Origin of the sequence: Janibacter melonis, from assembly GCF_020567375.1 — a bacterium.
Lineage (GTDB): Bacteria > Actinomycetota > Actinomycetes > Actinomycetales > Dermatophilaceae > Marihabitans > Marihabitans melonis.
In genome coordinates, this window is record NZ_JAJBZM010000002.1 from 588,779 (window position 1) to 612,250 (window position 23,472).

The following is a 23,472-nucleotide window of genomic DNA, read 5'->3' on the forward strand; positions in this document are numbered from 1 at the left end:
GGCGCCCCCGCGCCCCCCCCCCCCCCCCCCCCCCCCCCCCCCCCCCCCCCCCCCCCCCCCCCCCCCCCCCCCCCCCCCCCCCCCCCCCCCCCCCCCCCCCCGACCGGGCGAAGGGGGGTGGCCCTCGTTAGAATGCTTAGCACAGGTAATGAGTTATGCTAAGTACCTGACGAAGGGAGCCCCGTGCCGACGAAGGAAGCAGCCGCCACCCGGCGGCTCTCGGAGGACCTTCGACTGGCCTGCATGAGGATCAGCCGACGCGTCCGCTTCGAGAGCGACCACGAGGTCGCACCCCACCAGTTCTCCGTCCTGTCCCGCATCGAGGACGGACCGCTCACCCCCCGTGCGCTCGCCGACATCGAGAAGGTGTCGGCGCCGAGCATGACCCGCACCGTCGGCTGCCTCGTCGAGGACGGCCTCGCCGAGCGCGCCGCGCACCCCGACGACGGCCGGCAGGTGCTCGTGACGATCACCGCCCAGGGCCGAGAGGTCCTGCGCGCGACCCGCGCCCGCCGTGACGCCTGGATGGTCGCCCGCGTCGCCGAGCTCAGCGCGCAGGAGCGCGCCACCCTCGCCGACGCCGCGAAGATCCTCGCCGAGATCGCGGCGAGGTGAGCCGGTGAGCCCCACCTTCGCCTCCCTGTCGATCCGCAACTACCGCATCTGGGCCGCCGGTGCCCTCGTGTCGAACGTCGGCACGTGGATGGGCCGTGTCGCCCAGGACTGGGTCGTGCTCACCGAGCTCACCGACCACTCCGCGACGGCGCTGGGCATCGTCACCGGGCTGCAGTTCGCCCCGATGCTCCTCCTGGCCCCGTGGACCGGTGCGGTCACCGACCGCATGCCCAAGCGCGCCCTCATCCTCATGGCGCAGGCCACGCTCGGCCTCAGCGCCCTCATCGGCGGTCTGCTCGTCGTGAGCGGGTCCGCCCAGCTGTGGCACTTCTACCTGCTCGCGCTGCTCACCGGGGTCGCGACCGCCTTCGACAACCCGGCGCGCCAGACCTTCGTCGGCGAGATGGTGCCCGCCGAGCGCCTCGCCAACGCCGTGGCGCTCAACAGCGCCTCCTTCAACCTCGGCCGGCTCGTCGGCCCCGGTGTCGCCGGTCTGACGATCGCCGCGATCGGCTCGGGCCCGACGATGCTCGCCAACGCGGTGACCTTCGCCGCCGTCATCGCCTCGCTGCTGCTCATGCGCCCCTCCGAGCTCACCCCCGCCCCGCGCTCGGCCCGCCGCGGGTCGGTCGTCGAGGGCCTGCGCTACGTGCGCAGCCGCCCCGACATCAAGCTCGTCATGGTGCTGATCTTCGTGCTCGGGACCTTCGGGATGAACTTCCAGCTGACGATCGCGCTCATGGCCACGCAGGTCTTCGACAAGGGCTCGCAGGAGTACGGCCTGCTCGGCTCGGTCATGGCGGTGGGCTCGCTGTCGGCCGCGCTGCTCGCCGCTCGCCGCGGCGAGCCCCGCCTGCGGGTGCTGCTCCTCGCGCTCGTCGGCTTCACCGTCGCCTCCGGCGCCGCCGCGGTGGCCCCGAGCTATCTCACCTTCGCCATCGCGCTCGCGGCCTGCGGGCTGAGCGCGCTCACGGCGATGACGACGGCCAACGCGATGGTGCAGATGCGCACCGAGCCCTCGATGCGCGGCCGCGTCATGGCGCTGTACATGGCGATCTTCTTCGGCGGCACCCCGCTCGGCGCGCCGCTCGTCGGCTGGATCGGCGACGTCCTCGGCCCGCGGTGGACGATCGGCATCGGCGCAGCCGCGGTCGGTCTCACCCTCGTCGCGGTGTCGGCCTGGCTCATCAGGCGAGAGGATGTCACCGTGAGCTACGAGTCGCAGCGGCGTCCCCACGTGCGCGTGACCGTCCGTCCGACCCAGATCATGCCGGAGGCAGCCAAGTGAGCCCCAAGGTCCGCCGCACGACGACGATCGTCGTCCTGCTCGCCCTCGTCCTCGCCGTCGCGGCCGGCGCCCTGCTCTGACCCGTGCGGCTCCTCCTCGTCCGCACGGGCGAAGGGAGAGCCCGTCGCGCCGGCGACGGGGCCAGCAGCGCAGGCGACGGGGGAGTCAGCCGCCCTGGCGGGGCAGTGCCTCGCAGCCCTCGGGCAGACCCCCGGACGGGTCGGCCTGCACCGAGTCGTCGCGGACGTACACGACGACCGCGCCGAGCGGCTGCCGGTCGTACTGCGCCGAGCGGCAGCGCTCCCACAGCGCGAGGTCGAGCCCCTTGCGCTGGGCCCACTGCAGGTCGACGACGAGCACCGCGGGGTTGGCGTCCGCAGGCAGGCGGGTGGACAGCTCCTGGGTGGGCAGACCGAGCCGCACCGCCCGCATCTGCGCCCACACCGTCACCGGGGTCTGCTCCGGCACCGAGCGCTCGACGAGCAGCGCGGCTGCCCGGTAGTCGTCGACCTCGAGCGTGAGCACCCCGCGCACGTGCTGGGCGGCGACGCCGGCGACCGGCAGGGTGAGGGCGAGCGCGAGGGCCGAGGCCACCCTCGGCGCCCACGGCGCGCGCCGGGGAGCGGTCGCGCCCGGCCCCGGGACCCAGGCGGCGGCCCCGAGGACGAGCAGGGTCGGCCACCACACGTACTGGTAGTGGGGCAGCTGCAGCGGTGACACGGCGAGGGCCAGGGCGCTCGCCGCGAGCGTGGCGACCACCGGGGTGCTGCGCCGACGGTGACGCACGGCGCCGGCGACCGCGAGCGCCCACAGCGCCGTCGTCGCCACCGGCCCGAGGTGCTGCGCCTGATACCACCAACCCGACCACCACGGCGGGAAGAGCTGGTCTCGCCCGGCGACCGGGTGGGCGTGGCCCTGGGCGGCGTGCTCGGCCTGGAAGGTCACCGACGTGCGCACGGCCTCGAGCGCATCGCCGCCGAGCGGCAGGTAGCACGCGGCCCAGGCGGCGAGCGCGCCCACGGCCGCGACGGCGAGCGCGGTCACGGTCCGCCGCACCGGTCTTGTCGCGAGCCGGTCGAGGCGTCGGCGGGCGCGGGGGTCGAGCCTGCTGAGCACGGCCGGGTCGCGCCGGTCGCGGACGCCGAGGAGCAGCACCGGCAGCAGCCCGGCGACGGCGAGCGCGCCCGTGAGCTTCGTCGCGACGGCGAGCCCGACGGCGGCGCCGCCGAGGAGGAACCACCACGACGACCAGCCCACGCGGGCGCGCAGCCAGGCCCAGGTCGCGAGCGCGACGAAGAGGGCGAGCGGCGCCTCGAGGGTCGCCATGCGCGCCGGCTCGAAGGGGAGCAGCCACCACAGCAGGGCCGCCCCGACGCCGGTGAGGACACCCCCCTTCGTCCGGCCGGTGACCTCCCACACGAGGCCCGCCACGACGAAGCCGGTGAGCCAGGCGCACGTCGCCGCCGGCAGCCGGCCGGGGATCGTGCCGTCGCCGAGCACCCCCATGGACAGCGCCATGAGCTCCTTGGCGAGCGGCGGGTGCTGTGCGTTGGCGAGCCAGTCGCCGGCGAGGTGGTCCAGCGCGGCGTCGCGGTAGTAGATCTCGTCGCCGCGGGTCGAGGCGACCCCGAGGCGCCACGTGGCCATGACGACCCCGGCGAGGCTCACGAGGAGCAGCAGGAGGTGTCGCGGCCGGACACCGCCGTGACCGCCCGCGTGCGGCAGGCTCACCGACTCAGCGGTCGAGCAGGTGGTCCAGGCACGCGATCAGCGCCGCGACGTCGTCGGGCTCGACGGCGGGGAAGGTCGCGACCCGCAGCTGGTTGCGCCCGAGCTTGCGGTACGGGTCGACGTCGACGACGCCGTGCTCGCGCAGGGTCGTCGCGATCGCGTCCGCGTCGACGTGCTCGGCGAGGTCGAGGGTCGTCACGACCTGCGAGCGGTGCGCCGGGTCGGTGACGAAGGGGGTGACCTCCTCGCGCCGGTCGGCCCACGCGTGGAGCAGCCCGGAGGACTCGCGGGTGCGGGCGTCGGCCCAGGCGAGCCCGCCCTGCTCGAGCAGCCAGCGCAGCTGGGCGTCGAGCATGACGAGGGTGGCGATCGCCGGGGTGTTGTACGTCTGGTCCTTGCGCGACTGCTCGACCGCCGTGACGAGGTCGAGGCTCGGCGGCACCCAGCGGCCCGACGCGCGGACCTGCTCGGCGCGCTCGAGGGCGGCCGGGCTGAGCACCGCGAGCCACAGGCCGCCGTCGGAGGCGAAGCACTTCTGCGGCGCGAAGTAGTAGACGTCGCTCTGCGCGAGGTCGACGGCGACGCCGCCCGCGGCCGAGGTCGCGTCGACGAGGACGAGCGCGCCGTCGGTGCCCTCGGGCCGCTCGACGGGGGCCATCGCACCGGTCGAGGTCTCGTTGTGCGGCCAGGCGTAGACGTCGACGCCGTCCTGCGCGACCGGCCGGGCGATCGACCCGGGCTCGGCGGAGACGACGCTCGGCTCGCCGACGAAGGGGGCGGAGCGCGTCACCTCGGCGAACTTCGAGGAGAACTCGCCGAAGACGCAGTGCTGGGCGCGCTCGTGGACGAGGCCGAAGGCGGCGACCTCCCAGAAGGCGGTGGACCCGCCGTTGCCGAGGACGACCTCGTAGCCGTCGGGGGCGCCGAGGAGCTCGGCGACGCCGGCCCGCACGGAGCCGACGAGCTCGCGGACCGGGGCCTGGCGGTGCGAGGTGCCGAGCAGGGCCGGGCCGGGGCCGCCGGTGGCGCCGGCTGCGGCGAGCGCGTCGACCTGGGCCTGGCGGACCTTGCTCGGGCCGGAGCCGAAGCGGCCGTCGCGGGGCAGGAGGTGGGCGGGGATGGTCGTCACTGCTGCACGATCTCCGAGGCGTCGGGGGTCTGGATGTCCACGGGCTCGCCCCAGCGGTCTGCCCGCAGGGTCACCGTGGTGCCGTCGAGGTCGACGACGAGCTTGCGGATGAGGTCGTCCTCGTCGAGCCACACGTCGTAGAGGAGCTGGTCGGAGGTCGTCGGCAGCGGGTCGCCGCCCACGGCGTCGCGGGCGCGCTCGGTGTCGACGACCGTGGTGTAGCGGGTCGCCTCCTCGCCGTCGACGTCCTCGCTGCCCTGCTCGCCGACGCTCGTCACCCCGCCGAGGAAGCCGTCGAGCTGACGCTGCAGCGAGAGCAGCTGGATCTGGTCGAGGGTGGCGCGCACCGTCGAGTCGGCGCTGTCGGGGTCGATCTCGACCCAGCGCGGAGGCTGGGCGAGGAAGTAGCGGTCGTCGACGGCGCGGTAGTCGAAGGTGAGGGTGTCGGCGCTCACCGTCATCTCGAGCGCGTCGGCGTCGAGGTCCTGGGCGCCGGTCGCCTCGACGGTCGTGCCGCCGAGCTCGACCTCGGCCTGCACCTCGGCGCTCGGGCTGTCGCGCAGCCCGCGCCGCACCCGCTCGACGAAGTCGTCGCGGTCGACGCTCTCGCCGGTGCTCGAGGGGGAGGGGAAGGTCGAGGTGCCGGTCCCGCTGCGCGAGGTGGGGGTCGCCCCCTTCGTGCTCGTGCGGCTCGAGGGGCTGCTCGTGCCGGACGAGCTGCCGCCCGACGAGCTGCCGCCCGACGAGCTGCCGCCCGACGAGCTGCCGCCCGACGAGCTGCTCGTCTCCCACGGGACGGGGTCGGTCGGGGTCGAGCTGTCGCCCGCGGTGGGGGCGGGGTCGGTCGGCAGGGCGCAGCCGCCGAGCAGGCCGAGGACCGCCGCCCCGGCGAGTGCCGGGAGGGCGTGCCGGGCGGCGCGCCGGTGCCGGTGCGCGTGCTCGCGGGTCATCTCGCCTCCATCGGTGGTCGGCCCCACTGTGCCCGAGCGGGCGGGGGCGGGTCGATCTCGTCCCACATCATGCCCGGGGCGCGCTCAGCGCTCGCCGGCCGCCTCGACGACGGCCGGGGCGAGCCAGGACCACACGGCGCGCGCACCCTCGGGGGTGAAGTGCACGCCCTCCTCGTACAGCAGCGCCCCGCCGACGACCCGCTGGTGGCGCCCGCCGGGGCACAGCTGGGCGTCGAGGTCGAGCACGGTGACCCGCGGGCCGTCATCGCCCTGCCGCGCCGCCCAGTCGTCGATGACGCCGTTGACCCATGTCGGGTCGAGCACGAGCTCGCCGTCGGTGATGCCGAGCTGCGCGCGGATCTGCTCGAGCTGCTGACGCGGCTGGCTCGAGCCGTCGAGGACCCGGCAGGGGACGTTGAGGATATCGAGCTGCTCAGCCCCGGAGCGCTCCGTCTGCTCTCGCATCGCGTCGAGATCGGCCTCGACGAGCCCGCGCAGCTGCTCCGAGCGCGGGGGCACGACCTCGCCGTCGACGACGGTCGGCAGGACGAAGCGCAGCCCGGCGGGTGCGAGGACGACGTCGGCGCCCTTCTCGCGGACCTCGCGCGGCCACAGCTGGCGCCACGACGCGCAGACCGGCGACTCGGGCACCTGCCGGTCGAGCACCTGCATCGTCACCGGGGTCGCGCTGCACCCGCCGTACTCGGCGTAGCGCAGCACCTCGAGCCCGCGGTAGCGACCGGGGTCCCACCCCGAGAGCAGGCTCGCCGGCACCGAGTCGCCGACGACGGCGACGCGCAGCGGCTCGGCCGGATCTCGCCAGGTGAGGGCGGCGTCGATCGGGCGGCCGTCCCACGGCTGGTCCTCCAGGGCCGGGGTGCGGGCGGCCATGACGAGGGCGACGGCGGTGACCGCCGCGACGGCGCCGGTCGTCACGGCGGTCGCGGAGAGCCCGCGTCGGCGCAGGACCCGGCGCAGCCCGCCGGTGAGCACCGGCATCTCGACGAGGCGGTACGAGGCGACGGCGAGCACCCAGCTGAGGGCGAAGGCGGTCACGCCCGAGACGACCGGGTGGAGGTCGAGGCGCTGCCACCACAGCCCGATCGGCCAGTGGAAGAGGTAGAGCCCGTAGGACACCTGCCCGAGGTGGACGAGGGGCGGCACGGAGATGACCCGGTTGAGCAGCATCGGGCGGGGGTCGAGCGCCGAGACGCCCATGAGGGCCGCGGCGACGGCGAAGACGAGCATCCCGCCGCCGGCGAAGACCCCGATCGAGGTCTCGTCGAGCACGAAGAAGGCGGCGAGCGAGACGGCCGTGCCGATCCACCCGATGGCGTGCGAGACGGCCAGCGGCAGCTCGGGCCGTCGCCCCCGCCGGTCCGGCGCGAAGTAGAAGGCGGCGGCGATGCCGATGACGAAGGCCTGTGCCCGCACGTCGGTGCCGTAGTACAGCCGCGCGGCGTTGACGTCGGTGCCGACGAGGTGATGGCTCCACCCGGCGAGGGCGACGGCGAGCGCCACCATGAGCCCGACCCGCTGGGCCCGGGTGCGCAGCACCCTCAGCGCGAGGAGGACGACGAAGGGGGCGAGGAGGTAGAACTGCTCCTCCACCCCGAGGGTCCACGCGTGGCGAAGGGGGGAGGGCTCGGCGAAGAGGTCGAAGTACTGGTCGTCGCGGGCCACGAGCCGCCAGTTGATCCACAGCGTCGCCGTCGCGGCCGCGTCGCCGGCCGTCTGGCGCCGGTCGCCCCAGCCGGTCGCCGCCGTCACCGCGAGCACGCCGACGACGAGCAGGAGCATCGCCGGCAGGACCCGACGGGCGCGACGGGCGTAGAAGCGCAGCACGTCGATGTCGCCGTAGCGCTGGTGCTCGCGCAGGAGGATCCCGGCGATGAGGAAGCCGGAGAAGACGAAGAAGTGGTTGATGCCGATCCAGCCGCCGCCGAGCTGGCGCACACCGAGGTGGTAGGCGACGACGAGGAGGACGAAGAGCCCGCGGTAGCCGTCGACGGGCGCGCTGTACGCCGAGCCGTGACGGTGCCGGTCGGTGCTCACCGCCGCCCTGATGACCCCCATCGCCCGCGACATGGAGGACAGACTAAGCAGCGCCTGACCCGCGGGTAGCATCGCTGCGATGTCCGGCCCGAGGAGCCCGCGGCGGTACCGGTCCGCCTACGGCCACACCCCAGCCCTCGACGGGTTCCGGGGGCTCTTCATGGCCCTCTTCCTCGTCGGGCACTTCGGGCTGCCGCACGCCGACGGGCTGTGGCTGGCGATCAACACCTTCTTCGTCCTCTCGGGCTTCTTCATCACCCGTCTGCTCGTCGAGGAGCGGGCGGTCACCGGCCGGGTCGACGCGTGGCGCTTCTACCAGCGCCGGGCCCGCCGGCTCCTGCCCGGGCTGCTCCTCGTCGTCTCCGCGATCACCGTGTGGGCCCTGGCCCTCGCGCCCGCCGGGCAGGCCCGGCGCATCGGCGGCGACGTCCTGGCCACCCTCGGCTTCGCGATGAACTGGCGTCTCGTCGTCCAGGGCGACCAGTACTTCGGCGACCAGGCCAACCCCTCACCCCTTCGCCACGCGTGGACCCTCGCGATCGAGGAGCAGTACTACCTGCTCATCCCGCTCGTGCTCCTGCTCCTCATGACCGTCCTGCGCTCGCGCAAGCGGCTCGGCATCGTCTTCGCCGTGCTGTCGCTGGTCGCGAGCGTGCACCTCGTGGTCGTCGCGTCGAGCGGCGCGAGCTTCCCCCGGCTGTACTACAGCACCGACACGCGGGTCTCGGCCCTGCTCATGGGCTCGGCGCTCGGCGCCTTCTTCTCCGCCGGGCGGGACGGGGTCGTGCCCCGCGTCCCGCGCCGCTGGGTCTCGCCGCTCGCGTGGGTCGGCGTGCTGAGCCTCGTCGCCGCCTTCTTCTCCATCGGGCCCTACTCGTCGTGGGTGTGGGAGCGCGGCGGGATGCTCCTGGCCAACCTCGGCACGGTGGCGATCATCATCGGGATCGCCGACCCGGCGCGGCCGCGGGCGATCGCCGCGGTCTTCGAGTGGCGGCCCGTGCGCGAGGTCGGCCGGCTGACCTACTCGCTGTACCTGTGGCACTGGCCGGTGCACGTCGCCCTGCTCGCATCGCCCATCGGCGACCAGGTGCTGCTCAGCGCGGTCGTCGGCCTGAGCCTGACCGCCCTGCTCGCCCACCTCAGCGACCGCTACGTCGAGGCACCGGTGCTGCGCGGTGGCGTGCGCGCCCTGCTGCCGCGCGCCCGTCGGCCGGTGCTGCTCACCGTCGCGGCCGTCGCCGTGCCCGCGCTCGTCGTCGGCGCGACCCTCATGCGGGCCCCGACCCAGGAGGCGCTCGCCGCCGAGCCGACGACGATGGACGCCGCGCCGCAGGTCGTGCAGGGCCAGCCCGAGTACGTGCCCGGCTCGCCGACCCGGATCGGCATGGTCGGCGACTCCGTGCCGTGGTACCTCGTCGAGCGCTTCCCGGAGCAGCTCTTCCCCGACGCGCAGCCGGTCAACCTCGCCCACGAGGGCTGCGACCTGCTCGACGCGCCGCTCGTCAACGCCTTCGAGACCAAGGCGACGACGCCGCAGTGCCAGGAGGCGAAGGACTCGTGGCCCCGGCGGGCGAAGGAGGCCGGCGTCGAGGCGGTCGCGGTGTGGGGGAGCACGCTGCTCTCGCTGCCCCACGAGCAGCCCGACGGCACCGTCGTGCGTCTCGGCGACCCGGGGCACACCCAGATGGTCTTCAGCCAGCTCGACCGGATGCACGAGCGGGCGGGCGAGGCCGGCATCCGGGACTTCTACGTCGTCACCGTCACCTGCCGCAGCTTCCCCAAGGGGCCCGGCAACGACGAGTTCGACGCGATCCGCGAGGCCACGCCGGAGTACCTCGACGAGTACTCGGACCCGGTGCGCACCAACGCGCTGCTGCGCGACTGGGTCGAGGCGCACCCCGACACCCGCCTGCTCGACCTGCACGGCGCCGTGTGCGCCGACGGGTACACCGAGGAGGTGCAGGGCCTGCCGCTCTACGACGACGCCGTGCACTTCTCGCCCGAGGCCTCGCCGATGATCTGGCGCTGGCTGCTGGGTCAGGTCAGTCAGGCCTGGCGGACCCGGGGCTGACCCCTTCGCCCGTCGTCACCACAGGTGGAGCGAGGCCGCGAAGACCCCGCGCAGGTGCTCCCCGGTGACCTCGAGCGGCGCCGTGGCGAGCAGGCGCTGCTGCTGCAGGGCGCCCTCGACGAGCCCGTCGAGATCGCCCTCGCCGTACCCGACCTCGGCCAGGCCGGACGGCATGCCGATGTCACGCATGAGCGCGGTGAGCACCGCGGGCAGCCGGGCGGAGGGCTCGTCGGTGGTGACCTCGCCGGTCGGGTCGAGCCAGTCGGCCGCGGCGAGATGGCGCTGCGGGTCGGCGTCGAAGGTCAGCGCGAAGGCCGCCGGCGCCGTGAGCGCGACCGCCATGCCGTGGGGGACCATCGCCTCGTCGACGTCGTACCCCGCGGGCCGGAAGTCCGAGCCGATGTCGTGGACCCGGCCGGCGACCGGGTAGGCGTCGGCGTGGGGCACGTGGACCCCCGCGTTGCCGAAGCCCAGCCCGGCGAAGGTCGCCGCGAGCGCCATCTGGCCCCGGGCCTCGCGGTCCGAGCCGTCGGCGACGGCCCGGCGGAAGGACCCGGCGAGCAGCCGCAGCGAGCGCTCTGACCACATGTCGGCGATCGGGTTGGCGCCGCAGTACGGCACCCGCTCGTGGGGCTGCTTCGCCGCGAAGCCCGTGTACGGCCGCGCCGTCCAGCTCTCGAGGGCGTGGCACAGGATGTCCATGCCCGCGGCGGCGGTGACGCCGGCGGGCTGGCTCAGGGTGAGGTCGGGGTCGACGACGGCGAGCACGGGGCGCAGCCGGGCGTGGCTGATGCCGGTCTTCACCTGCGCCTGGAGCACGTCGAGCACGCAGATCGTCGTCGACTCGCTGCCCGTGCCGGTCGTCGTCGGCACGGCGACGACCGGCAGGACGGGCCGGCTCGGTGCCTGCCCGCCGCCGACCGGACGGTTGACGTAGTCCATGAGCTCGCCGGGGTTGGTGAGCATGAGCGAGACCGCCTTCGCGGTGTCGATGCTCGACCCGCCGCCGACGGCGACCACCGCGTCGACGGTGCCCTCGGCGCGGGCCCGCTCGACCGCGGCGAGGAGGGAGGCGTCGGTCGGCTCGACCCGGGCGCTGTCGTGGACGACCGCCTCGACGCCTGCGGCCCGCAACGACTGCGCCGCCCGCTCGGGATGACCGGTGGCGAGCACCCCGGCGTCGGTGACGACGAGCGCCCGGGTCGCGCCGAGACCTGCGACGTCGTGCCCGAGCTCGTCGAGCGCGCCGGGGCCGTACTTGAGGGCGGGCGCGGCGTAGGTGAAGACGGTCTCGCTCATCGCGCGCCTCCCGCCGCCGGGGCCGTCCCAGGGATCCGTCGCCGCCCGACGTCGACCCAGGTCGCCGCCGCGCTCGCGAGCACGCGGTCGCCGTCGAGCAGGGCCGTGCCGCAGTGGCGACGGCGCCCCTCGCGCCCCTCGTCCCACGACATGACGACGAGCTCGCGGCCGACCGGCACGGGCGAGCGCACCTCGGCGACGAAGGTCCCCAGCAGGAGCGCGTCGACCCCGAAGCCGACGGCGAAGGCGCCCGGGCAGTCCAGCGCGGCGAAGACGGTCGGCAGCTCGGCGTCGGGCAGGGTCACCGGCGCCGCGTGCACGCCCTCACGTCCGGCGACTGCGCCGGCGTAGACGTGCAGCCCGGCGCTCGCGTCCGGCCCGCACACGTAGCACCCGGGGTAGGGGTGCCCGGTGAGGTCGTAGCCGTCGGCCGCGGCGCGGGCCTGCTCGAGCGAGACCGGGTCAGGGACGTCGAGCGACGGGGAGGGTGCCGGCCGGGCGACGCCGAGGACCGTGTGGGCGTCGAGGAGCCGCACCGCGACATCGCGGTCACCGGCCCGTCCCTCGACCTCCCAGCGCAGCGGCCGGCCGACCGGCGTGGGCGCGACGAGTCGCACCTCGGTGGCGGGCAGCTCGCCCGACCCCGGTGCGAGGGCCTCGAGGCGGTCGGCGAGCAGACCGCACACCCACCCCCCGTTGCCGCACCCGGGCGGACCCTGGTGATCGGCGTCGACGACGGTGGGTGACGGGGGAGCCAGGGCGGACGACGGCGTCATGGTCACCGACCCTAGCGACGGACGACACCGGTCCGGCGACCCCCGACCTGAGACGATGCCGGTGATGACCTCGCCCCCCTTCGCCTGGCGCCGGATCGCGCTGCCGGCCTACGGCCCGACCCTCGCCACCGGGGCGGCCACGGGTGCCCTGCTCCCGGTCGCGGCGCTGCGGGCCCACGACGACCTCGGGGCCTCGCTCGCGACCGCCGGGCTCGTCGTCGCGCTCATCGGGGTCGGCCAGCTCGTCGGCGCCCTGCCCGGCGGTGCGCTCGTCGCCCGGCTCGGCGAGCGGCGCGCCCTCGTCCTCGCCGGTGTGGTCGACGTCGTCGCCATCGCGGTCGCCGGCTTCGCGCCGACGCTGTGGCTCATGGCGGTCGGCATGTTCGTCACCGGGCTGGCGAGCAGCGTCTTCTTCCTCGCCCGCCAGGGCTTCATGATCGACGTCCTGCCGCCGGACCGGCTGGCCCGGGGGATGTCGCTGCTCGGCGGCTCGCTGCGCGTCGGGATGCTCCTCGGTCCGGCGGTCGGCGGCGCGGTCGTCGCCGCGACGGGGCTGCAGGGCGCCTTCGGCGTGGCCGTCGCCTTCGCCGCGCTGTCGCTGGCGATCGTCGTGTCGACCCCCGACATCACCGGCTCGCACGAGCGCGCGATGGCCGCCCGCGAGCAGGCGGAGGGCACGCCGACGATGCTTCGGGTGCTGCGCGAGCACTCCCGCGTCCTGCTCACCCTCGGCCTCGGCGTGCTCGTCATCAGCGGGCTGCGCCAGGCGCGGCTGGTCATCCTGCCGTTGTGGGCGACGCAGATCGGGCTCGACGGCGCCCAGAGCTCGGCGGTCTTCGCCGTCGCCGGGGTCGTCGAGCTCTTCCTCGTCTACCCCGCCGGATGGGCGATGGACCGCTTCGGCCGCGCCGCGATCGCCGGCCCGATGAGCTTCTTGCTCGGCGCGACGATGATCGCGCTGCCGCTCGCCACCGACCTCGTCGGGCTCGTCGTCGTCGCGTGCGGCATGGCCGCGGCCAACGGTCTGGGCGCCGGCATCGTCATGACGATCGGCGCCGACAACGCCCCGGCTCTCGGCCGTGCGCAGTTCCTCGGCGGGTGGCGCTTCTGCGGCGAGATCGGCAACGCCGGAGGCGCGCTCGCCGTCGCCGCGCTCACCGGTCTCGTCTCGCTCACCGCCGCCGCCCTCACGCTCGGCCTCGCCGGTCTCGTCGGCTCCGGCTGGGTGACGTACTGGGTGCTGCGGGCGGACCGGCGCCGCCTGCGCGATAGGTCCAGAGCCGAAGAGCGGGCACAATCGGTCTCGTGAAGGACCTGGTCGACACCACCGAGATGTACCTCCGCACGATCTTCGAGCTCGAGGAGGAGGGCATCCCTCCGATGCGCGCCCGGATCGCCGAGCGTCTGGGCCACTCCGGCCCGACGGTCTCGCAGACCGTCGCGCGGATGGAGCGCGACGACCTCGTGCACGTCGGGACCGACCGCCGCCTGGTCCTCACCGACCACGGCCGCGTCCTCGCGACCCGGGTCATGCGCAAGCACCGCCTCGCCGAGCTGCTGCTCACCGAGGTCGTCGGCCTCGAGTGGGAGTTCGTCCACGAGGAGGCCTGCCGCTGGGAGCACGTCATGTCCGACCGGGTCGAGCGCAAGATCGTCGGCCTGCTCGGCGAGCACCGCGAGTCGCCCTACGGCAACCCGATCCCCGGGCTCGACGAGCTCCTCGGCGAGACCGAGGTCGACGAGTTCCGCGAGGGCCTGAGCAGCCTCACCGAGGTCGTCGACGGGTCGATGGCCGGCCCCTTCGTCGTGCGTCGTCTCGGCGAGCCGGTCCAGGTCGACGAGGCCGCGCTGCCGCTGCTCACGCTGGCCAAGGTCCGTCCCGGCGCCCGGGTCGTCGTGCGCGACGACGAGGACGACCGCGTCGTCGTCGTCCTCGAGGGCGCGCAGGAGAGCGAAGGGGTGTCGCTGCCCCGCGACGTCGCGAGCCACGTCTTCGTCCAGCCGGCGGAGCCGCTGACCATCTCGTGACACTGCCGTGACCCGAACGTGACTTTCGCTCACGTCGTGTGTACGGTGCTGGAGTCCGTCCACCCCCTGAGGACGGACCGTCGACACGGACCGCCGAGTCCTGCCCCCGTGCCGACGTCCGGTTCCACCACCGGGCAGGAGCGGGGGACCCACCATCGGGGCGAGCGTGCTCGCCCCTCGGGGTGAAGTCCTCCAGGTCGTCGCTCGCGCGGCGTCCTGCTGGGCCGGGTGTCCTCCACCCGAACCCGACAGCTCACCTCGTAGGCATCGAGAGGCACCACTGTGACCGAGCGCAGCCACGGGCGCCACCGCGCCGCCGGACGGTACAACCCCGTCACCGAGCTGACCACCATCGTCTCCGACGCGACGACCCCCCTCGTCAAGGGCGCGGCCGTCGTCGCCGCGTCCGGCGGGCTCATCGCCGCCGTCGCCGTCCCGGCCTCGGCCGCTGACGCCCCCGTCGACCAGGGTCGCCAGGAGGTCGCCGCCGCCGACGTCAGCACCGTCGCGGCCGTGCCCGCCGTCGCCGCCCCGCAGACCACGACCCCCAGCGCCGGTCAGCAGACCTTCGGCGCCCTGACGGTCGGCGCCGTCGAGAAGCCCCAGGGCCCGCCGCCGTGGATGGTCCGCCTCGTGCAGGAGCGTCGCGCCGAGATCGCCGCGGAGCAGCAGGCCGCCCGCGAGCAGGCCGAGCGCGAGCGCGAGCAGGCGGCTGCCGCCGCCGAGCAGGAGCGCCAGGAGGACGAGAGCGCCAGTCGCTCGCAGGAGCGCACGCCGGCTCCGACCCAGACCCCGACGCAGACCCCGACGGAGTCGGCGCCGACGCAGCAGACCGAGACCACGCAGGCCCCGGCCGCGTCGGGCGACGTCATCTCGATCGCGAAGCAGTACATCGGCGTCCCGTACGTCTACGGCGGCACCACCCCGTCCGGCTTCGACTGCTCGGGCTTCACCCAGTACGTCTTCGCCAAGGCCGGCAAGTCGCTGCCGCGCACGACGACCGAGCAGCAGGCCGCCACCACCCCGGTGAGCAACCCGCAGCCCGGTGACCTCGTCTTCTTCGGCTCGCCTGCCTACCACGTGGGCATCTACGTCGGGAACGGCCAGATGATCGACGCCCCGCGTACCGGGTCCTCGGTCTCGGTCCGCCCGGTCTTCGACGGGGTCTCCGGCTACGGCCGGGTGAGCTGACACCCCTTCGCTCGACGCCAGCGCGCTCGACACGCTCGAAGACACTCGCCACCGGCGGGGGCCTTCGGCGTGTCCTGGCACCATGGGCCGGTGCCCAGCCGTCGCAGCCTCCTCGCCGGGGGCGGCGGTCTGCTCGCGCTCGGTCTGACCGCCGCGGGCAACGACCACCGCGACGGGCAGCGACGCGCGCGCGAGCTGTCCTTCGGCGCGACCGTGGCCACGACGGGGGAGCAGCCGTGGCGCGCGTCGCGGCGCAACGTCTCGGTCGGCGAGCTCGGTCTGCTCGTCAGGGGCCGACGCACGATCGACGGCCCGCTCGCCGCGGAGGCGGTCGACGCCCAGGACGCGCTGCTCGCCGGGGTCCCGCTCGACCTCGACGGCCCGCACGGCGGGCTGCTCACCCAGGCCGCACTCGACCTGTGGGTGCTGTCGTGGGGGCTGCCCGTCGCCGTCGCCGGCTGGGAGGGCCGCTGGCGCTACGCGTGGCCCCGCGACACCGCGCACGTCGCGGTCGCGCTCCAGGCACTCGGCGACGCACCCGGGGCCGTCCGCCAGATGCACGCGCTCTCGCGGCTCGTCGTCGGCGACCACGTCGAGGCCCGCTATCTCCCCGACGGCGGCACCCCCGACGGGCGCCACCCGCAGTCCGACGGGATGGGCTGGGTCCTGTGGTCGGCCGGCCGCACGGTGGACGACTGGCTCGGGTCCTCTGCTCGCGACGACGTCGCAGAGCTCGTGCGCCGGTGCGCCCGGCTCGCCCTGGGCCAGGTGCGTGCCTCGGGCCTGCCCCGACCGAGCCCGGACTACTGGGAGGTCGACGCCCCCCGCCTCACCCTCGGCACCGCCGCCCCGATCCTCGTCGGTCTCGAGCACGCCGAGCTCGTCCTCGCTCGTCTCGGCGGAGAGGGAGACCTCGAGCTCGCGGACCGGTGCGGTCAGGTCGCCCGGCGTCTCGAGACCGCGATGATCGAGGTCTTCGGCGCCGCCGGCTGGCCGCGGCAGCGGGGCCGCCTCTCGCGGGACGCGTCGATCGCCTTCATGCTCCCGCCCTACCGGGCCGCGGGCCGGGCCGAGGAGAGCCTGCGCTCCGCCCTGGAGTCGGCCAGCCGCCGGATGGCCCGCAGCAACGGCGGCTACGCCCCGGGCGAGGACTGGCGCGGAGACGGCGTCGCCTGGACCCCGGAGGTCGCCCTGCTCGCCGGCGCCTGGGCGAGCTCCGCGGACTCGCACGACCAGGCCCGCGACGCGCTCGGCTGGCTCGCCGTGCACCGGACCCGCGGTGGCTCCCTGCCCGAGAAGGTCCTCCACGACGGCACCTCCGCCGGCCCCGCACCCCTCGCCTGGACCGCCGCCGTCTCCGTGCTCGCGGTCGAGACCCTCGCCACCACCACACCCCAGGGCCAGCCCGGTGCCGCGCCGGCCCCGAGCTCGCCCCCCGCCCAGCCCGGTTCCGCGCCCGTCCCGGGCTCGCCCCCCGCCCAGCCCGGTTCTGCGCCCGTCCCGGGCTCCGCGGCCTCGCCCCCTGCCCGGCCGGCACCTCCCGCCCAGCCGGTACCTCTCGCCCAGCAGGTACCCCCCTTCGGCCCCGCCTGATCCCTGCCGCGCCATCGCTCTACGTCCGTCGGTAGAAGCGGATCGAGACGGATCTGTCCTGTCTGCGGGTGGTGGTGTGCTGCCAGTCGGGTCCGTGGAGCATGCGGTGGTGTCGTCCGCACAGTGGTGCTGCGTCGTCGAGGTCGGTGCTGCCGCCCTGTGCCCAGGGGTCGAGGTGGTGGATCTCGCACCAGGCGAAGGGTCGGTCGCACCCGTCGGCGGCGCACTGGTCGTAGCGGGTGGTGAGGGCGAGGCGTTGTGCTTCGGTGTGGAGCCGGCGTTGGCGGCCGAGGTCGAGGGGTTGGGAGGCGCCGTCCAGGACGAGGGGGATGATGCCGGCGGCGCAGGCCATGCGGCGGGTGGTGCCGGCGTCGAGGTGGTCGCCGGCGTCGGTGCGTCCGGCTCGGGTGAGCTGGCCGCGCAGGTCCTCGAGTCGTGTGGTGACCAGCAGGGTGGCGGCGATCTTGGTGGAGAGGTGGTCGGTGGGGATGCGGGCGAGGAGGTCGGCCAGGGCGAGGCCGCGTCGGTGCTGCCAGTCGAGCTGGTCGACGCGGGTGTCGCCGGTGAGGGTGGCGAGGTCGCTGGGTGCGGTGCCGACGGCGCCACCGCTGGTTGCCCTGCGACGGGGTGCGGTCATGGCGTCGATGACCTTCTTGAGGATGATGCCGCTGGCCCAGGGGACGGTGAAGTGGCCGGTCATGGTGCCGTCGGAGTTGTCCTTGATCCAGAAGGCTGCCGCCTCGACCGCGCGTGCTTCTTCGTCGGCGAGCACGGACTCCTCGTGGGCGTCGACGACGTCCTCGTCGGGCTCGACGGTCTCGAGGACGCGTCTGGCGTGCCGTCTCAGCACCGCTGGGGCGTGGCTGGTGGCGAGGCGCAGCAGCTCCGTCTCGCACTGCCGCCGTGCCTCGGTGCCGAGTCTCTCGGGCAGCTCGGCCATGGCGCTGGTGATGACGCGGGCGTGCTCGGCGCTGATCCTCCCGTCGTCCAGAGCGGCCGCGGTCTGCGCGAGCTCTGGCTCGGGCGGGGGAGCGACGAGGCTCAGCACCCCGTTGCTCTCCCCGGCGGTCGGGTCGCCCGGCTCGGGGGCACTCGGTGCGTTGAGGGCGGCGGCCAGGCGGACGTCGCGCGAGGCGGGCCGGCGGTCGCCGTTCGTCGTCTGCGCGAGCCACGCCCCGGTGTCGGTGTGCCCGGTGCGCTCGGCCACGCGCACGGAGTCCGCGCGGGCGACGAGGCGCAGCCGCGCGGAGTCGACGCGCCGCGCCAGCCGCTCGACCTCGGCCACGTCTGCTCGCAGTGCCCGACCTGCCGTGCGATCGTCACGAGCGATCGCCTCGAGAAGCCGGTCGACTCCTGCGTGGACCTCGTCGAGGAGTGCCGGCACACCCCCTTCGCCCGGGTGGGTCCCGGGATCTGGGAGCTGCGGCATCGTCGCCATGACTCCACGATATCGAACAGGTGTTCGAACAGGCCAGACCCTGTCGACGAACGGTCGACGGCCCTAGCCTGGGCGCACCCGACCCAGGAGGACCGATGAGCCCGAGCCCCGGACCCGGCCGTGAGCGGCAGAGCCAGATCTACCGTGACGGGGTGGTGGGCGACCGGCCGGCGGTGCCGACCCACGCGGCCGGGCTCGAGGAGGCGGCCGAGTCGGCGATGAGCCGCCGCGCCTGGGCCTACGTCGCCGGCGGCGCGGGCGAAGGGCGCACGATGCGCAACAACCGCGAGGCCTTCGACCGGTGGGCGATCGTCCCCCGGATGCTCGCCGGTGCTGCCGACCGCGACCTCTCCCGCACCGTCCTCGGGACGCGGCTGCCCGCCCCCTTCGCCCTCGCGCCCGTGGGTGCCGGTCAGCTCGTCCACCGCGACGCCGACCTCGTCACCGCGCGCGCGGCGGCCGCGACCGGTGTGCCCTACGTCTTCACCAACCAGGGCGGGACGCCGCTGGAGGAGACCGCTGCGGCGATGGGCGCGACCCCGCACTGGATGCAGCTGTACTGGAGCACCGACGAGGGCCTCGTCGACAGCCTCATCGGCCGCGCGGAGGCAGCCGGCGCGAAGGCGCTCGTCGTCACGCTCGACACGACCGTGCTCGGGTGGCGACCGCAGGACCTCGACCTCGGCTCCCTCCCCTTCGCCCGAGGTCAGGGGATCGGGCAGTACACGAGCGACGAGCACTTCATGGGTCTCGTCGACGAGCGGGTGGCCGCGGCGGCGAAGGGGGAGCCCGCCGAGCGCCCGAAGGTCACCCCGTCGGCGATCCGGTCGTTGCTGTCGATCACACGGCACCACCCGGGACGCCTCCGCGACAACCTGCGCTCACCACGGCCGCGGGCGGCGGTCGAGACCTTCCTCGAGACGTACTCGAACCCGCGGCTGTCGTGGGACCACATCGCCACCCTGCGAGACCGGACCACGCTGCCGGTCGTGCTCAAGGGGATCCTGCACCCGGACGACGCGCGCCGCGCCCTCGACCTCGGCGTCGACGGCATCGTCGTCTCCAACCACGGCGGGCGGCAGGTGGACAGCTCCGTCGCGTCGCTGGACGCCCTCGTGCGGGTGCGCGACGCCGTCGGGCCGGACGCGACGGTGCTCATGGACAGCGGGATCCGCACGGGCGCGGACGTCTTCGTGGCGCTCGCCCTCGGCGCCGACGCCGTGCTGCTCGGGCGGCCGTACATGTACGGGATGGCGATCGCGGGTCAGCGTGGCGTCGAGGAGGTCATCGCCAACGTCGTCGCCGAGCTCGACCTGACGATGGCGCTCGCCGGTGTGCCAGACCTGGCGTCGATCACGCGAGACGTGCTCGTCGAGCGATGAGCAGGCTCCGTGCGGTCGCCGTGGTGGTCACGTGCGCGGGTGCCGCCGTGGCGTGCGGCGGGCCGCCGGCGCTCGACGTCGGGCAGGACGGCGGTGAGTCGACGCTGTGCACGATCGCCTCGCGCCCCGGCGACTGGACGGTCGCGAACCACACGGCCGACGCGAGCACCGACCTCGAGATCGAGGAGCTCGAGCTGGTGGGCGCCGACGGGGTGCGGCTCGAGGAGTCGTCGCTGTCGACGCTGGACGGGCCGACGACGATCCCCGGGACCTCGCCGGGGTGGCCCGGTGAGCTCGTCGACGTGGACGGCCCGATCTGGCGGGACCGCCGGCAGGCGGAGGGGGAGACGATGACGAAGGGGGAGAGCCGGGTCCTGGTCCTCCGGGTGGTCGTCGAGGAGGTCCCGGCGACGCTCGAGGGCATCCGCGTGCACTACCGGTCCGGCTGGCGCGGTCGCGCCGCGGACACGTCGACGAGGATCGAGTGGCGGGAGACCTGCGGTCTGTAAACCGCCGCGTCACCTCTCGCGCTGGGTCCAGCGGAACCAGGAGAAGAGCGTGATCGCTCCGACGAGGAGCATGAGGGGTGCGATGACGAGCATCGCGATGTCGGCGGCGCTCCCCTCGAGGGTGAGCCGAGCCGTCCAGTAGACGGCGATGATCGCGAACATCGCGATGGACCACTTGCGGTAGGTCGGCATGGGCGCAGTCTGCCGGGTGGGTCGTGGGGCTTCAGTCCTGGGTGCGTCGTGGCCTTCAGCAACGGGTGCGTCCACAATGCGGCCTCGACCGCCCGCGCGCGGGGTCGAGGGAGGGCGGGAAGCCCGGTAAATGGCGGTGCCCCCGGCAAGATTCGAACTTGCGACACCTTCTTTAGGAGAGTCGCGAGGGCGTGATTAGCACGTTGGGCAACCGTGTGAACCGCGGAAACTCGGGCCGGTCGGTATCGGTCGGAGCCGTCGAGTCGACTGTCGTACGTCCAAAATGCGGCCTCGAGGCGACGTGCAACCTTGGACTCTCAGATGGCCAACGTCGTAGCTGGGAGTCCCGGTGCCCCAGGTCGCGGGATCTCGTGGAGTCCCTACCTGGAGCGGGCTCCTGTGATCAGATGAGTGATGGATGCATCCACTCGTGTTGTTCTCGACAAGATGAAGGTGGCATTCCCGCAGGGGCCGCCGACCGCTGAGCAGGTGCGCGGTCAGGAGTTCGCATGGGGCCGCTCGCAGTGGGAGAAGCGCTGGCCGGCTGGGATGTACCGACCAGCGGCTCTGGACTCGCAGGAGGCAGTCGCGGTGTCACGACGCGACGTGCATCGCCGGGCTGAGCGGGTGGATACGGAGGCGGACGCGCTCGAGCTCTACCTGCTGATGGCGGCCTGGGGTACGGGCACTAAAGCTCGGGCGATTGCTCGGGCTGCTCGTCCTCTTCAAGAGGAGGGCGTTGCCGCGACGTTGCTACAGGCTCACTCTGCAGCACGTTCCGAGGAGCCTGCGGACTGCTACGCCCAGATGCTTCGAGGTGGCTCGCTGCGCATCAAGCACCTGGGGCCTGCGTTCTTCACCAAGTGGATCTACTTCGCCGGGTTCGAGGCTGGTTCGTCGGGCCGTGCTCGGCCCCTCATCCTTGACGCACGTGTGGCTCGGACACTGGGGTGGGCGACGTGGGGATGGTCGGCATCGAGCTACGCGAGGTACATAGCTGTGAGTGAGGCGCTCAGGGACGCGTGGTGTCCGGAAGCGCCTACGGACGTCATCGAGTATGCACTCTTCACCGCCAACGGCGCTTGACGACCATCCGGCGCCTTGATCCGTAGCCACGGGATGCCATCGATCCGATAGCGGAGCAATCCGGCCGTAGGGCTCACGGGTCAAGCGGCCGGGCTCCGAAGGACTGAGCGACCGCAGGTGCGGAGCACCTTCCTGTCTCGATCGTCCAGTGCCGCTTGAGGCGGGAGACTGCAGGCCGGACGGTGGAGCTTCGGATTGACGGTGAACTCATAGATGCACACCCGCTGAGATGCCGCGGGACCAGGTTCGCCGCCGCGCCCGGAACGGCCGCCAGGCCGCACGCCCGGCACGGCGGCGGGCCGCAGGCCCGCCGGCTGGCGCCGAAGGCGCCCTTGATCTGTAAGAGGTGAATTCAGCAGTTGCAACGCTGAGGTCCGCGCGGGCGGACCGCTCGGTCTGGCGACCATGAGATCAAGGCCTCACGGTCGTGGGGCCATCCGTCCAGCGCGACACGGGCCATGTGAGCGGGCACGTCGTACATCGCAGTGAGCTCGGTGTGGCTACGGACCTGCTCGCGCCCGAGTCTCCAGGCCGGGACGTCGGCAAGCCACGGCGCGAGCAGGAAGGGGAGCACCTGATCTGTGGGTGGCCGTGGTGGTCACCCTCGAGGGCGAGCAGCTGCGCGTCGACGTTGTGCCGGCAGCTGCCGTCGCCCCCGTCGAGTCAGACCCCAACCGCGTGCTCTCGCGCGACGCTGCTCTCCTGCGCGGCCTGCGGCGGCGCTAAAGCCTCACGGGAGGAGCCTGCGTCTACCCATAGATGATGTCGTCGTCATCCCAGCAGCGGTCGGGAGCATCGGTAGCAGGTCCGTACCCGATGTAGTCCGTGGCGGGGTCACCGGGCAGCCAGACCATGCACCCGTCAACCGTCGTCCAGCTCACTCGACCGTCCTCGAGGAGGTAGGTCAGGGTGAGGTAGTTCTTCGGTGACACTGCACTGGCATATCCGGGTGTGGCGGGTGCGTATGCGCGCAGCTGAAGGGACCAGCCTTTGGGGTGGTCGGCCTTGATGGGGATCGAGAAGGTGGACTTGCTGGTGGTCTTGCCGGTGGCGAGGGTGACCCACTTCTTGCGGTCGAAGTCGTACATCTGAGCCTTGACCGTGCGCCCAGCTCGAGTCGGCGACAAGGTGCCCTTGACGCGGGCGGTGGAGCCGATAGGGGTCTTGTTCGGAGAGGCGGACATGGTCGCGGAGCTCTTACGAACGACGGTGATTCTCACGGTGCCGCTCGTGCCCGCGGAGTAGCTTCCACTGGCCGGTGCGTGCACCCGGTAGGTGTAGCCCCCGACGCGGCTCGTGGTCACCTTCAGCGCGTACTGGCCCTTGCTGGTGGTGCTCGAGGAGACGGTGGTCCAACGACCCTTGAGCAGCCGTTGCAGGGTGATCTCGCGCTTGGTCGACGTGGGGTTGACCGATCCCTTGATGTGGACCGTGGCTCCAGCGGTCGGGGCGCTGGCCGTGGCCTTGGCCGACACCTTGGTCGACGCGGCCTGGCTGGCCGAGGCGACGGGCGTCGCGGCGATGGTCGCGCCCCCGAGGGACAGTGTGGCGATCAGGGCTACACGAACGCGGGTTGCGCGACCGAAAGCAAGCATTGAGATGTCGGTTCCTATCTTATTCGGCGAGGGTCTGCTCGGATAGTAGGACCATTCGGGACATATCGTTGTCACCCAGCGAGATTCGTTGCAGAATCACGCGCACGACAATTTCCGTGAAAGTGTCAAAGGCCCGCTTCTGGTTCAGGGGTGGGGCCGCGAAGTGATTGGACGGCAGCAGTGGCTCAGCGTATGCAGGTGATCCTCGAAGACGACATCGACGGCGGTCCCGCCGAGGAGACCGTCACCTTTGGTCTCGACGGAGCGACATACGAGATCGACCTCAACGAGAGCAACGCGGCTGCGCTGCGTGACGCTCTGGCCGCCTATGTCGGGGCAGGTCGCCGCTCAGGCGGTCGGCGCAGCACCGGCCGTCGCAAGAGCGCCGGCACCGGTGGGACGAGCACGACGAGCGAGATCCGGGAGTGGGCCAAGGCCAACGGCTACGACGTCAGCGAGCGTGGACGCATCAGTGCGGACGTCAAAGAGGCGTATGAGAAGGCCACCAACTAGCCCGCCCCAGAACTAGGCGCGGTGCGTCACC

21 protein-coding genes and 1 riboswitch are annotated in these 23,472 nt (G+C 73.5%); of the genes, 12 read left to right on the plus strand and 9 right to left on the minus strand.

The genetic code is table 11. The annotated features are described in order from the left end of the window. Nucleotides 1-243 precede the first annotated feature (243 nt). Together LIV55_RS08960 and LIV55_RS08965 are read left to right on the plus strand one after the other, a co-directional pair. Nucleotides 244-615, plus strand: a complete 372-nt coding sequence (locus LIV55_RS08960) for a MarR family winged helix-turn-helix transcriptional regulator (RefSeq protein ID WP_083968156.1) — start codon at nucleotides 244-246, stop codon at nucleotides 613-615. 4 nt (nucleotides 616-619) lie between these two features. Continuing rightward, on the plus strand, nucleotides 620-1,903 hold the full coding sequence (locus LIV55_RS08965) for an MFS transporter (protein ID WP_229299950.1): 1,284 nt from the start codon (nucleotides 620-622) through the stop codon (nucleotides 1,901-1,903). Nucleotides 1,904-2,068: 165 nt separating this feature from the next. On the opposite strand, the gene LIV55_RS08970 is transcribed toward LIV55_RS08965, so the two are convergent. From LIV55_RS08970 to LIV55_RS08985, 4 genes are all read right to left on the minus strand, one after another. Next, on the minus strand, nucleotides 2,069-3,634 hold the full coding sequence (locus tag LIV55_RS08970) for an ArnT family glycosyltransferase (protein ID WP_229299951.1): 1,566 nt from the start codon (nucleotides 3,632-3,634) through the stop codon (nucleotides 2,069-2,071). Nucleotides 3,635-3,638: 4 nt separating this feature from the next. After that, nucleotides 3,639-4,763 (minus strand): phosphoserine transaminase, encoded by a 1,125-nt coding sequence (serC, locus tag LIV55_RS08975; protein ID WP_229299952.1) that lies wholly within the window; start codon nucleotides 4,761-4,763, stop codon nucleotides 3,639-3,641. Next, the gene (locus LIV55_RS08980) at nucleotides 4,760-5,713 is read right to left on the minus strand and encodes an LppX_LprAFG lipoprotein (protein WP_229299953.1); all 954 of its coding nucleotides are present in this window, start codon (nucleotides 5,711-5,713) and stop codon (nucleotides 4,760-4,762) included. The genes serC and LIV55_RS08980 overlap by 4 nt, the downstream gene beginning before the upstream one ends. Nucleotides 5,714-5,797: 84 nt before the next feature. After that, on the minus strand, nucleotides 5,798-7,801 hold the full coding sequence (locus LIV55_RS08985) for an acyltransferase family protein (protein ID WP_229299954.1): 2,004 nt from the start codon (nucleotides 7,799-7,801) through the stop codon (nucleotides 5,798-5,800). 46 nt (nucleotides 7,802-7,847) lie between these two features. On the opposite strand from LIV55_RS08985, the gene LIV55_RS08990 reads away from it, so the two are divergent. Further along, nucleotides 7,848-9,839 (plus strand): acyltransferase family protein, encoded by a 1,992-nt coding sequence (locus tag LIV55_RS08990; RefSeq protein WP_229299955.1) that lies wholly within the window; start codon nucleotides 7,848-7,850, stop codon nucleotides 9,837-9,839. 15 nt (nucleotides 9,840-9,854) lie between these two features. Here the strand turns inward: LIV55_RS08990 and LIV55_RS08995 are convergent, their stop codons facing one another. Both LIV55_RS08995 and LIV55_RS09000 read right to left on the minus strand, forming a co-directional pair. Further along, nucleotides 9,855-11,138 (minus strand): hydroxyacid-oxoacid transhydrogenase, encoded by a 1,284-nt coding sequence (locus tag LIV55_RS08995; RefSeq protein WP_229299956.1) that lies wholly within the window; start codon nucleotides 11,136-11,138, stop codon nucleotides 9,855-9,857. After that, nucleotides 11,135-11,914 (minus strand): hypothetical protein, encoded by a 780-nt coding sequence (locus LIV55_RS09000; RefSeq protein ID WP_229299957.1) that lies wholly within the window; start codon nucleotides 11,912-11,914, stop codon nucleotides 11,135-11,137. The genes LIV55_RS08995 and LIV55_RS09000 overlap by 4 nt, the downstream gene beginning before the upstream one ends. A 64-nt stretch (nucleotides 11,915-11,978) precedes the next feature. On the opposite strand from LIV55_RS09000, the gene LIV55_RS09005 reads away from it, so the two are divergent. The 4 genes from LIV55_RS09005 to LIV55_RS09020 all read left to right on the plus strand — a co-directional run bounded on the left by LIV55_RS09005 (nucleotide 11,979) and on the right by LIV55_RS09020 (nucleotide 16,726). Then, a complete protein-coding gene (locus LIV55_RS09005) occupies nucleotides 11,979-13,223 on the plus strand; it encodes an MFS transporter (RefSeq protein ID WP_229299958.1) in 1,245 nt (414 codons plus the stop codon). Beyond that, nucleotides 13,220-13,942, plus strand: a complete 723-nt coding sequence (locus tag LIV55_RS09010) for an iron-dependent transcriptional repressor DtxR (RefSeq protein ID WP_123093701.1) — start codon at nucleotides 13,220-13,222, stop codon at nucleotides 13,940-13,942. The genes LIV55_RS09005 and LIV55_RS09010 overlap by 4 nt, the downstream gene beginning before the upstream one ends. A 108-nt stretch (nucleotides 13,943-14,050) precedes the next feature. After that, nucleotides 14,051-14,221, plus strand: a riboswitch (cyclic di-AMP (ydaO/yuaA leader). 3 nt (nucleotides 14,222-14,224) lie between these two features. Continuing rightward, nucleotides 14,225-15,133, plus strand: a complete 909-nt coding sequence (locus LIV55_RS17200; protein WP_308012897.1) for a C40 family peptidase — start codon at nucleotides 14,225-14,227, stop codon at nucleotides 15,131-15,133. A 90-nt stretch (nucleotides 15,134-15,223) separates the two neighbouring features. Continuing rightward, complete coding sequence (locus LIV55_RS09020) at nucleotides 15,224-16,726, plus strand: glycoside hydrolase family 15 protein (protein WP_229300379.1); 1,503 nt, start codon at nucleotides 15,224-15,226, stop codon at nucleotides 16,724-16,726. 19 nt (nucleotides 16,727-16,745) lie between these two features. Here the strand turns inward: LIV55_RS09020 and LIV55_RS09025 are convergent, their stop codons facing one another. Further along, nucleotides 16,746-18,011, minus strand: a complete 1,266-nt coding sequence (locus tag LIV55_RS09025; protein ID WP_229299959.1) for an HNH endonuclease signature motif containing protein — start codon at nucleotides 18,009-18,011, stop codon at nucleotides 16,746-16,748. 248 nt (nucleotides 18,012-18,259) lie between these two features. Between LIV55_RS09025 and LIV55_RS09030 the strand changes: the two genes are divergently transcribed. Together LIV55_RS09030 and LIV55_RS09035 are read left to right on the plus strand one after the other, a co-directional pair. Then, nucleotides 18,260-19,546 (plus strand): alpha-hydroxy-acid oxidizing protein, encoded by a 1,287-nt coding sequence (locus LIV55_RS09030; protein WP_229299960.1) that lies wholly within the window; start codon nucleotides 18,260-18,262, stop codon nucleotides 19,544-19,546. Then, entirely contained in the window at nucleotides 19,543-20,055 is a 513-nt protein-coding gene (locus LIV55_RS09035; protein ID WP_229299961.1) for a hypothetical protein, read from the plus strand. Before LIV55_RS09030 ends, LIV55_RS09035 begins: the two co-directional genes overlap by 4 nt. Nucleotides 20,056-20,064: 9 nt before the next feature. On the opposite strand, the gene LIV55_RS09040 is transcribed toward LIV55_RS09035, so the two are convergent. Next, entirely contained in the window at nucleotides 20,065-20,247 is a 183-nt protein-coding gene (locus LIV55_RS09040; protein WP_123093696.1) for a hypothetical protein, read from the minus strand. Between the two features lie 414 nt (nucleotides 20,248-20,661). Between LIV55_RS09040 and LIV55_RS09045 the strand changes: the two genes are divergently transcribed. Together LIV55_RS09045 and LIV55_RS16920 are read left to right on the plus strand one after the other, a co-directional pair. Next, nucleotides 20,662-21,333 carry an 8-oxoguanine DNA glycosylase OGG fold protein gene (locus tag LIV55_RS09045; RefSeq protein WP_229299962.1) on the plus strand — a complete coding sequence of 224 codons (672 nt, stop codon included), beginning with the start codon at nucleotides 20,662-20,664 and terminating at the stop codon, nucleotides 21,331-21,333. A gap of 594 nt (nucleotides 21,334-21,927) precedes the next feature. Then, a complete protein-coding gene (locus tag LIV55_RS16920; protein ID WP_263596786.1) occupies nucleotides 21,928-22,059 on the plus strand; it encodes a hypothetical protein in 132 nt (43 codons plus the stop codon). Nucleotides 22,060-22,082: 23 nt separating this feature from the next. Here LIV55_RS16920 and LIV55_RS09050 read toward each other — a convergent pair whose 3' ends face one another. Next, nucleotides 22,083-22,928, minus strand: a complete 846-nt coding sequence (locus tag LIV55_RS09050; RefSeq protein ID WP_191563202.1) for a hypothetical protein — start codon at nucleotides 22,926-22,928, stop codon at nucleotides 22,083-22,085. A 192-nt stretch (nucleotides 22,929-23,120) separates the two neighbouring features. Here LIV55_RS09050 and LIV55_RS09055 point away from each other — a divergent pair, with 192 nt between their 5' ends. Continuing rightward, nucleotides 23,121-23,441, plus strand: a complete 321-nt coding sequence (locus LIV55_RS09055) for a histone-like nucleoid-structuring protein Lsr2 (RefSeq protein ID WP_267492716.1) — start codon at nucleotides 23,121-23,123, stop codon at nucleotides 23,439-23,441. Nucleotides 23,442-23,472: the final 31 nt, after the last annotated feature.